Source organism: Vibrio sonorensis (assembly GCF_001854765.1).
Taxonomy (GTDB): domain Bacteria; phylum Pseudomonadota; class Gammaproteobacteria; order Enterobacterales; family Vibrionaceae; genus Vibrio; species Vibrio sonorensis.
In genome coordinates this window covers 1-8988 of record NZ_LJJE01000047.1, presented here as the reverse complement: position 1 = coordinate 8988, position 8988 = coordinate 1, and the positions used below count along the sequence as shown (strand labels likewise).

Below are 8988 nucleotides of genomic sequence, written 5' to 3'. Positions count from 1 at the left end.
ATACATTGATATAAAAGACTACTCAGCGTCTTTCGAACCTAGCTTTTCTTCGATTTCAGCCAGTTTCTTTTCCATATCATTTAGCTTTTGGCGAGTGCGCATTAGCACTTGAGTTTGCACATCAAACTCTTCGCGGCTAACCACATCCAGCTTGTTAAGCTGGCCTTGAATAACCTGACGTACTTTTTGGTCTACATCTGCACCTAGCTCTTTCACTGGCTGAGGCATAGAGTCGTGGATTTGCTTAGCAATCTGCTCTAGTTTTTTTGGGTCAAACATATCGGCTTAAACTCCTTTAGATTTGTCCTCATTCTATGTAATTGCCAAAAGAAAGTCGCTAGTAAGGTAATAAAAAAGGTCACCGAAGTGACCTTTTTCAACTTATTGAATTGTATTACTGGTGATCCGCCAGTTGGCGGTGAGCGGCTTTCGCTTCGTCAACACGAGCCAGTTTCTCTAAATCTTTGTCTTCGACAAAGACGGGTAGAGGTTTATGGCGTTCAGCTAGGTAACTGTAGATCACTGGCAATACGAATAAGGTAAACAGAGTACCAATCGCAAGACCCGCGACAATAACAATACCAATACTAAAGCGCTGAGCGGCACCCGCACCAGTGGCATACATTAGAGGGATAAGACCCGCAATCATTGCCGCTGTCGTCATTAAGATAGGGCGTAGACGAACTTTTGCCGCTTCCATTACTGATTCGATGCGAGATAGCTTATTGTGCAGTTGCTCTTCTTTGGCAACCTCACAAATAAGAATACCGTGCTTAGTGATCAGACCAACCAGAGTGATTAGACCTACCTGAGAGTAGATGTTCATGGTTGATGCGCCCCAAGCGAGTGCGATCAAAGCACCACATATTGCCAGTGGAACGGAAACCATAATCACTAGTGGATCGCGAATCGATTCAAACTGAATCGCCAGTACTAGGAAGATGATCGCCAGTGCTAGGCCAAAGGTGGCGTAAAGAGCACTACCTTCAGTGACATACTGACGAGCTTCGCCCATATAGTCGTGGTTGTAGCCCGCTGGCAATTTGTTCTGTGCAATGTCTTCGAACCAAGCAATAGCATCACCCATCGCTGCACCCGGAGCCGGTACGGCACCAATAGTGGCAGAGTTAAGCTGGTTGAAGTGTGGCAGTGAACGAGGCTCTGCAACTACGTCAATGGTAATTAAGCTGCCAAGCGGCACCGCTTTACCATCGGCTGCACGAACATAGTAATTGTTCATCGATTCAGGGTTCAGACGCCATTTACGCTCAACTTGAGGAATCACTTCATAAGAGCGTCCATTTAGGTCGATACGGTTAACATAGCCATCCGCCATCATAGTACTAAGCGTGATACCAATATCTTGCATGGTTACGCCATACGCGCCCGCTTTGTCCTTATCGATATTAATCTTCATCGTGGCAGAGTCGTAGTTTAGGTCGAGCTCTGAGTAAACAAACAAGGCGTTGGTTTTTACTTCACCAAGGATGTCGGTAGCGACGGTAAACAAGCTTTCGAATGCGTTTGGTGTGGTAATAACGAACTGAACCGGTAGACCAGAACCCGCACCAGGCAGTTCCGGCATCTGGAATGCAGTCACCGCCATACCAGGCACGTCTTGAACAAGCTGACCCACACGGTGTGTCACGTCGGCTTGGCTCGCCTCTCGTTCACTCCAAGGCACCATAGAAGCGATACCGAAAGCTTGGTTAGAGTTAGGCACACCAGTAAAGACCTGCGCATAAGCCACTTCCGGTTGGTCAGAAAGAATCTGATTCACCTCATTCATGGTGTTTTGCATAAAGTCTAGGTTGCGTTGGATGGTGCTGTACCCATTAACATCACTACGCCTTTATCTTCCGACGGTGCAAGTTCACTAGGTATAAATTTAAACAAGGCCGGTAGACTAGCAAACACAATGAAAGCGAATACTAGAATTACTGGACGGCGCTGCATAACCGCTTTAAGCATACGCTCGTAGCGATTGGTCATTCGATCCAATAAGTCGTGTACTGTTGTTTCAAACTTGCTCGGCTTCTCGTTGGCCTTAAGCATTTTCGAACACATCATTGGCGAGAGTGTTAATGCCACAATACCAGATACAAATACCGAGCCTGCGAGCGTTAGTGCGAACTCTTTAAACAAAGAACCAGTGATACCACCCATGAGTGCGATAGGTGCATATACCGCGCCCAGAGTTAGGGTCATGGCAATAACAGGCACGGCAATTTCGCGAGTACCGATTATCGCTGCGCGGAATGGAGATTCACCAAGCTTGAGGTGACGGTCCACGTTCTCAAGTACCACGATGGCATCATCTACCACCAGACCGATGGCCAGTACCATAGCGAGCAAGGTCATTAAGTTCCATGAAAAGCCCATCGCCTGCATCACCATCGCCACACCAATCAAGGAGAGAGGAATCGTGACAATAGGGATAAGTACCGCGCGGAACGAACCCAAGAACAGTGTGATAACCACAAGTACAATCAGCGCCGCTTCAACGATGGTCTTAATAACTTCGTTGATGGATTCGTTGATCGCAATGGTTGAGTCATACATTACGTTCATTTTGATGTTACTTGGCATGTTGCGCTCTAATTGAGGTAACAGCTCCAGTACATCAGCGGCAATGTTAATCGGGTTGGCACTTGGCGCAGCGTTAATCGCTGCTACCACGGCTTCCTGACCATTGGCGCTTGCACGGTATACATCGTGACTTTTTTCTAGTGTGACCTTGGCAATGTCTTGAAGGCGAATAACTTCACCTTCACCCGACTTAACCACTAGGCTTTCAAGTTCTTCAACATTTGAAACCTGAGTGTCGGCACTACCGTTGTAGAGCACAAACTCACCAATCGCTTGACCTGTTGCTGACTGATAGTTATTGGCATTCAGTACCGTCATCACGTCAGTAGCGGTCAGTTGCAGCGCTGCCATTTTGGCAGGGTCGAGCCAAATGCGCAGTGCGTATTTTAGGCCGCCGTAAAGATCGACTTTAGAGACACCATTTACGGTGAATAGCTGAGGGTTTACCACTCGTTCCAGATAGTCAGTAATCTGGCTCGAAGATAGTTCATCACTGGTAAAGCCGATATACAGAACCGCCGTCGTTGAACCTGTAGACATAGTTACGGTTGGGTCTTCAGACTCTTTAGGGAGCTGAGAACGCACCGAGTTGGTCTTGGCCAAAATATCAGATAGTGCGGCATTGGGATCGGTGTTTAACTTCATGGTGACAGTAATAGTGGATTTACCTAGTACCGACTGTGAAGTCATATAATCAATGTTGTCCGCTTGAGCGACCGCTTGTTCCAATGGCTGAGTAATAAAGCTTGAATGAGATCGGCACTCGCACCGTAGTAGCTGGTCGATACCGTAACCACAGTGTTTGTCATTTCAGGGTATTCGCGCACCTGCATTTTGAAAACGGCTTGCAGACCTAGCAAGGCAATCAAAAAGCTGATGGATACCGCTAAAACTGGACGTTTAATAAAAACATCTGTAAAGCGCATGTCGCCTCCGTTTACAGCATTGGGGTTTCAGCTGGTGGTGTGATGGCATCGCTTTCTACGATTCTCACTTTAGAGTGGTTACTGAGTCGAACCTGCCCCGAAGTTACAATGACATCACCCGGCTGTACACCATCGAGAATATGAGCGATATCTGCGGTACGCTCACCCACTTTCACGACTTGCTGAGTAACGCGTTTCACGCCTTCCTCTTCACGAACTACGTAAACATTGTCCCCGTAGAGCGTAAAGGTAATGGCTGTCTGAGGCAAAGTTACCTGATTCTCTAGTTTAGGCAGAATAATGTTGGCGCGAGCAAACATACCACTGCGCAATTTACCGTCGCTGTTTGGAATATCAGCTTGAACCTGAATCAAACCACTTTGCACGTTAACCGCAGGTTCAATGGCTGAGATAGAACCTTTGAATGGCTTGTCTGGGTAGGCATCAACAAAGATATCCACTTCTTGATCCAGTGTGATACGAGAGATGTCTGTTTGTGGAACCGTAAAGCGCAGACGCATTACAGAGGTGTCTTCTAGACGAACGATATCTGTACCCGCTTGAAGGTATTGGCCTAGGTATACATTTCGAATACCAACCACACCAGCAAATGGCGCTTTAATTTCACGGCGGTCAATAGAAGCGTTGAGGCTTTCGATATCCGCTTTCAAAGAGAAGTAATTCGCTTCCGCTTCGTCGTACGCTTCTTTGGAGATAGATCCCTTTTTGTACAGACCTTGGTAGCGCTTATATTTTGCTTCCGCAGCAGGCAATTTCGCCTGAGTACTCTTAAGGTTGGCTTTCTCTACGGCTGAATCAAGCAAAACGAGTGGCTGACCTTCTTCAACTTGAGTACCTGATTCAAAGCTGATTTGGTCAATAACGCCGCTTGTTTCATTAGCAACGGTGACACCTTGGTTAGGTTCGATAAAACCGATCGCCTCAATCACTGGAACCCAGTTTACCGCTTCTACAGTGGTCACTGTTACCGGGAACTCTGGTTCTGGACGGTTTGCGAGGTATTCAGCAATCTTTTGCTGCTTGAACAAGTTGAAACCTATTACACTTCCGAATAGCAGTAGCGCAATAAGCAGCATAAAAAATGTCCACTTTTTCATTCTGATTAGAACTCCAAGTTAATGTTGAATAATGGCATCCCAGCTGGCTTCTATCGCCGCTTCAAGAGAAGCGTCGTCCAGATGGTATAATCCATGAGCGTGTTTACGAGCGAGCGCAACACAAGCTTCAAGACTCAAGCCTGAAAGCACCTCATTGGCGAGTGGTTTGAACAACCCTTGCTCTTTTCCTTCATTGAAAAGCTGATCCACTTTGGCAAACATTTTTCTTTCTGAATCCCTTGCCGTGCCGCATTTGCCTAAGGGCATAGACTCGTATTGCACACGATTGCTCAGGGTCGCAAGGTTTGAGCCAGCGAGATTCCAAATGTTTAGCCACATGGTGCGATAACGTTGTTTCAAGGGCATGTCACTAGTGACCCCTAACTGAACCGCATCTGCAATTTGTTGTGAAACATGCAGACGAACTTCCTCTAGCAGATGCTCTTTGTCTGAAAAGTAACGGTAGATAGTACCAGCGGCCACTCCTGCTTGGTTCGCCACTTTTTGCATAGAAAGGCCGTGAAAGCCAGACTCGGCAATAAGTTGCTCCGCAGCGAGTATGATTTGCTGATGTTTATCTAGCGGTGCGTTTTTCGTCATTAATCATCACCAGTGAATGAACGTTCATTCATTATAAAGCAAAATGGGGTGGGTTATGCAACAAGGTATTTGTGAATTCAAAAAAAAATCTTGTTGATGAGAGCGTAGTAATCACGCTAAGAGAGGATTATCATAGGCGCCTGAAATTAACCTGATGAGTACACAATGAAGCTGAACCCCCAACAAGATGAAGCAGTAAAATTTGTTTCCGGCCCGTGTTTGGTGCTGGCGGGTGCGGGTTCGGGTAAAACCCGAGTCATCACAAACAAAATTGCTTATTTGGTTCAGCAGTGTAATTACAAAGCCCGGAATATTGCAGCAGTAACGTTTACCAATAAAGCGGCAAGAGAAATGAAAGAACGAGTAGGGCAGACGCTTGGGAAAAATGAGTCCAAAGGGCTGATGGTCTCTACCTTTCATACGTTGGGTCTTACTATTATCAAGCGAGAGTACAAGCACCTCGGTCTTAAGGCTGGTTTCTCTCTCTTTGACGATCAGGATCAGATGGCACTACTGAAAGAGCTGACCGAAAAACAGCTCGATGGCGATAAAGATCTTCTTCGCCAACTGCTAAGTGCGATTTCGAATTGGAAAAATGACATGCTGTCTCCAGAGCAAGCAAAGGCTTATGCTCAGGGAGAACAGCAGCAACTCTTTGCTTTCTGTTTTGAAATGTATCAGAAGCAGATGAAAGCCTATAACGCACTTGATTTTGATGATCTTATTTTGCTCCCGGTGGTCCTACTTAAAAATAATAAAGACGTGCGCGACCGCTGGAGAAATCGAATCCGCTATTTATTAGTAGATGAGTACCAAGACACCAATACTAGCCAATATGAGTTGGTCAAGCTGATCGTTGGTGAACGTGGCCGCTTAACTGTGGTTGGGGATGATGACCAATCCATTTATTCATGGCGAGGAGCGAAGCCGCAAAATCTCGTTTTACTGGGTCAAGACTACCCAGAGCTCAGGCTTATTAAACTAGAGCAAAACTACCGTTCTACCAGCCGAATTTTGCGCGCGGCAAACATCTTGATCGCTAACAATCCTCACGTCTATGAAAAATCGCTGTTTTCAGAGATCCCTGATGGTGAAAAGCTCAAACTCCTGCTGGCAAAAAATGAAGAACACGAAGCGGAACGTGTAACGGGTGAGCTGATCGCACATAAGTTCTTAAATCGAACTGACTATCGAGACTACGCGATCTTGTATCGCGGTAATCATCAGTCTCGTTTGATAGAAAAATCACTGATGCAGAACCGAGTGCCTTATAAGTTGTCGGGAGGCACCTCTTTCTTTGCTCGCGCAGAAATAAAAGACATCATGGCTTATCTAAAGGTGTTGGTTAACCCAGATGATGACAACGCTTTTTTGCGTATTGTGAATACTCCGAGAAGAGAAATTGGCCCAGTCACCTTAGAAAAGCTAGGCAGTTACGCCAACATGCGTGGCAAGAGTTTGTTTGAAGCTAGCTTTGAAATGGGGTTAGAACAACACCTTAGCGGACGCGGGCTTGAAAACCTCAGACGCTTTACTCAGTGGCTGGTGGCGATTGCGGATCAAGCAGAGCGCGGTAATACGGTGGAAGCAGTGCGCTCCCTAGTTCGAGATATTAATTACGAAGACTGGCTTTATGAGACTTCCTCTAGCCCGAAAGCGGCTGAGATGCGGATGAAAAACGTCTCTGATCTCTATTCATGGATAGTCGCAGACTTAGAAGGCGACAACTATGATCAGGAAGAGAAGAACATAAAAGAAGTTGTTCAGCGCTTAACGTTAAGAGATATGATGGAGCGCGGTGAAGAAGACGAGGACAGTGACGCGGTTCAACTGATGACTCTCCACGCTTCTAAAGGTCTAGAATTTCCCTATGTCTATTTAATAGGGACAGAAGAAGGGATCTTACCTCACCAAACCAGTATTGATGAAGACAATGTAGAAGAAGAGCGTCGCTTGATGTACGTAGGTATCACTCGTGCACAGAGAGAACTGACTTTTACTATGTGCCGAGAGCGCAGACAGTTTGGGGAATTAATCAAACCCATCCAAAGCCGCTTTCTTGATGAGCTGCCTTTTGATGATGTGGAATGGGAACAGATTAAAAAGCCCGTGTCACAGGAAGAGAGGATGGCAAAAGGCCAAGCACACATTGCTAATTTGCGCTCGATGTTTAAGAAGTAGTAGAACTAAAAAAGGCCGGTAATCCGGCCTTTTTCGTATGACTGAACTTACATGCCTTCAATCATATGCTCAATAGCAGCGACGATTTCATCGTCAGAGCAGTCCATACAGCCGCCTTTCGCCGGCATCGCATTGAAACCGTTGATGGCGTGATCTGCCAGAACATCTTTACCTTTAGCAATACGAGCAGTCCAATCACTAGCAACGCCAGTTTTAGGTGCCCCACTTACTCCAGACGCGTGACACGCCATACAGTAGGTGTTGTATACGGTCAGCCCATCGCGAGGACCGCTAGGTTCGGCGACAACTGGCTCACTGCCTGCCAGATAAACATCACCTACAGGTTTAATTCTTTCAGCGATCGCATCGTATTCTTCTTGGCTCACGTTAGCTGCAAAAGAGGCGGTCGAAAAAGTGATCGCAGCGACCAAAACGCATAATAGTTTTCGAGACATATCCATTAACTCACTTTACATTCCAGAGAGTAAGTTCGTGCTTACTCATTTATTAGAGTGTAGGTACTGATCCAGCAGGCCACAAAGCTTTGGCTGTTAAATCAATGTAAACAGTGGGTGATTATATCCTGATACTTTGTTGCAATAAACATCAAGTTACTCGCTTCAGGGGCTTTATCACACGCTAACTAGGGATTTGTCACACTTTAATTGCTGAAAAAGACGTCAAACGGGAAAAAAAGTTGAAAAAGTACTAGACGACATTGTGTGATATACGTATTATTCCACTCCGCCGATGGGGCATGCGCCCGTAGCTCAGCTGGATAGAGCGTTGGCCTCCGGAGCCAAAGGTCGAAGGTTCGAATCCTTTCGGGCGCGCCATTTAGCTCTGAAAGAACATCGGTAAAATTATAGTGGTGGCTATAGCTCAGTCGGTAGAGCCCCGGATTGTGATTCCGGTTGTCGCGAGTTCAAGTCTCGTTAGCCACCCCATTTATTTTGTTAATTGGTATGTATTACGAGTTAACACGCTTGAGGAAATAACCCCAAGCATAAAATCAGTGAGTAGCACTTCTAGTACCATTGGTTGAAACATTGTCGGTGAATAGCGCAGCTTGGTAGCGCATCTGGTTTGGGACCAGAGGGTCGGGGGTTCGAATCCCTCTTCACCGACCACTTATTTAAAAGATTGTGTTTTTAACATGATCTTTATTGTTTACAGCAACGTAGACAATAAACAGTTTGATGGTGGCTATAGCTCAGTCGGTAGAGCCCCGGATTGTGATTCCGGTTGTCGCGAGTTCAAGTCTCGTTAGCCACCCCATTATTATATTGATTAGCATTTGATATGCGGATCATATTATCGGTGAATAGCGCAGCTTGGTAGCGCATCATTGATTTAGGAATAAAGCGGGACCAGAGGGCGACCCTTGGTGAAGCTGGATCCTAACAAAACATTGTCGGTGAATAGCGCAGCTTGGTAGCGCATCACTGATTTTAGGAACAAAAGCGGGACCAGAGGGCGACCCTTGGTAAAGCTAGTTCCTAACAAAACATTGTCGGTGAATAGCGCAGCTTGGTAGCGCATCTGGTTTGGGACCAGAGGGTCGGGGGTTCGAA

The 8988-nt window shown here is 46.2% G+C and carries 6 protein-coding genes, 4 tRNA genes and 1 pseudogene; 5 read left to right on the top strand and 6 right to left on the bottom strand.

Annotated elements, in window-relative coordinates; translation table 11 throughout:
* Positions 1 to 18: 18 nt before the first annotated feature.
* The 4 genes and pseudogenes from ubiK to BLO31_RS08835 form a co-directional block, all read right to left on the bottom strand.
* On the bottom strand, positions 19 to 279 hold the full coding sequence (ubiK, locus tag BLO31_RS08850) for a ubiquinone biosynthesis accessory factor UbiK (RefSeq protein ID WP_070964787.1): 261 nt from the start codon (positions 277 to 279) through the stop codon (positions 19 to 21).
* Positions 280 to 394: 115 nt separating this feature from the next.
* A pseudogene (locus tag BLO31_RS08845) lies at positions 395 to 3515 on the bottom strand (multidrug efflux RND transporter permease subunit).
* An 11-nt stretch (positions 3516 to 3526) separates the two neighbouring features.
* Positions 3527 to 4633: an efflux RND transporter periplasmic adaptor subunit gene (locus BLO31_RS08840; protein WP_070964784.1), complete on the bottom strand. Its 1107-nt coding sequence runs from the start codon at positions 4631 to 4633 to the stop codon at positions 3527 to 3529.
* A gap of 18 nt (positions 4634 to 4651) precedes the next feature.
* The gene (locus BLO31_RS08835; protein ID WP_070964779.1) at positions 4652 to 5233 is read right to left on the bottom strand and encodes a TetR/AcrR family transcriptional regulator; all 582 of its coding nucleotides are present in this window, start codon (positions 5231 to 5233) and stop codon (positions 4652 to 4654) included.
* Between the two features lie 165 nt (positions 5234 to 5398).
* On the opposite strand from BLO31_RS08835, the gene rep reads away from it, so the two are divergent.
* Complete coding sequence (gene rep, locus BLO31_RS08830; protein WP_070964775.1) at positions 5399 to 7414, top strand: DNA helicase Rep; 2016 nt, start codon at positions 5399 to 5401, stop codon at positions 7412 to 7414.
* Positions 7415 to 7461: 47 nt separating this feature from the next.
* Here the strand turns inward: rep and BLO31_RS08825 are convergent, their stop codons facing one another.
* Positions 7462 to 7875, bottom strand: a complete 414-nt coding sequence (locus BLO31_RS08825; protein WP_070964770.1) for a c-type cytochrome — start codon at positions 7873 to 7875, stop codon at positions 7462 to 7464.
* A gap of 298 nt (positions 7876 to 8173) precedes the next feature.
* Between BLO31_RS08825 and BLO31_RS08820 the strand changes: the two genes are divergently transcribed.
* The 4 genes from BLO31_RS08820 to BLO31_RS08805 all read left to right on the top strand — a co-directional run bounded on the left by BLO31_RS08820 (position 8174) and on the right by BLO31_RS08805 (position 8692).
* Positions 8174 to 8250, top strand: a tRNA-Arg gene (locus BLO31_RS08820).
* A 35-nt stretch (positions 8251 to 8285) separates the two neighbouring features.
* Positions 8286 to 8361, top strand: a tRNA-His gene (locus tag BLO31_RS08815).
* A 106-nt stretch (positions 8362 to 8467) separates the two neighbouring features.
* Positions 8468 to 8544 (top strand) — tRNA-Pro (locus BLO31_RS08810).
* Between the two features lie 72 nt (positions 8545 to 8616).
* A tRNA-His gene (locus tag BLO31_RS08805) sits at positions 8617 to 8692 on the top strand.
* 75 nt (positions 8693 to 8767) lie between these two features.
* On the opposite strand, the gene BLO31_RS24035 is transcribed toward BLO31_RS08805, so the two are convergent.
* On the bottom strand, positions 8768 to 8988 hold a 221-nt coding region (locus tag BLO31_RS24035; RefSeq protein ID WP_217495110.1), incomplete at its 5' end, for a hypothetical protein.

Excerpts from the sequence above, each read along its gene's own strand:
- ubiK (WP_070964787.1), bottom strand. The coding sequence starts at position 279 with ATGTTTGACCCAAAAAAACTAGAGCAGATTGCTAAGCAAATCCACGAC.
- BLO31_RS08840 (WP_070964784.1), bottom strand. The coding sequence starts at position 4,633 with ATGAAAAAGTGGACATTTTTTATGCTGCTTATTGCGCTACTGCTATTC.
- BLO31_RS08835 (WP_070964779.1), bottom strand. The coding sequence starts at position 5,233 with ATGACGAAAAACGCACCGCTAGATAAACATCAGCAAATCATACTCGCT.
- rep (WP_070964775.1), top strand. The coding sequence starts at position 5,399 with ATGAAGCTGAACCCCCAACAAGATGAAGCAGTAAAATTTGTTTCCGGC.
- BLO31_RS08825 (WP_070964770.1), bottom strand. The coding sequence starts at position 7,875 with ATGGATATGTCTCGAAAACTATTATGCGTTTTGGTCGCTGCGATCACT.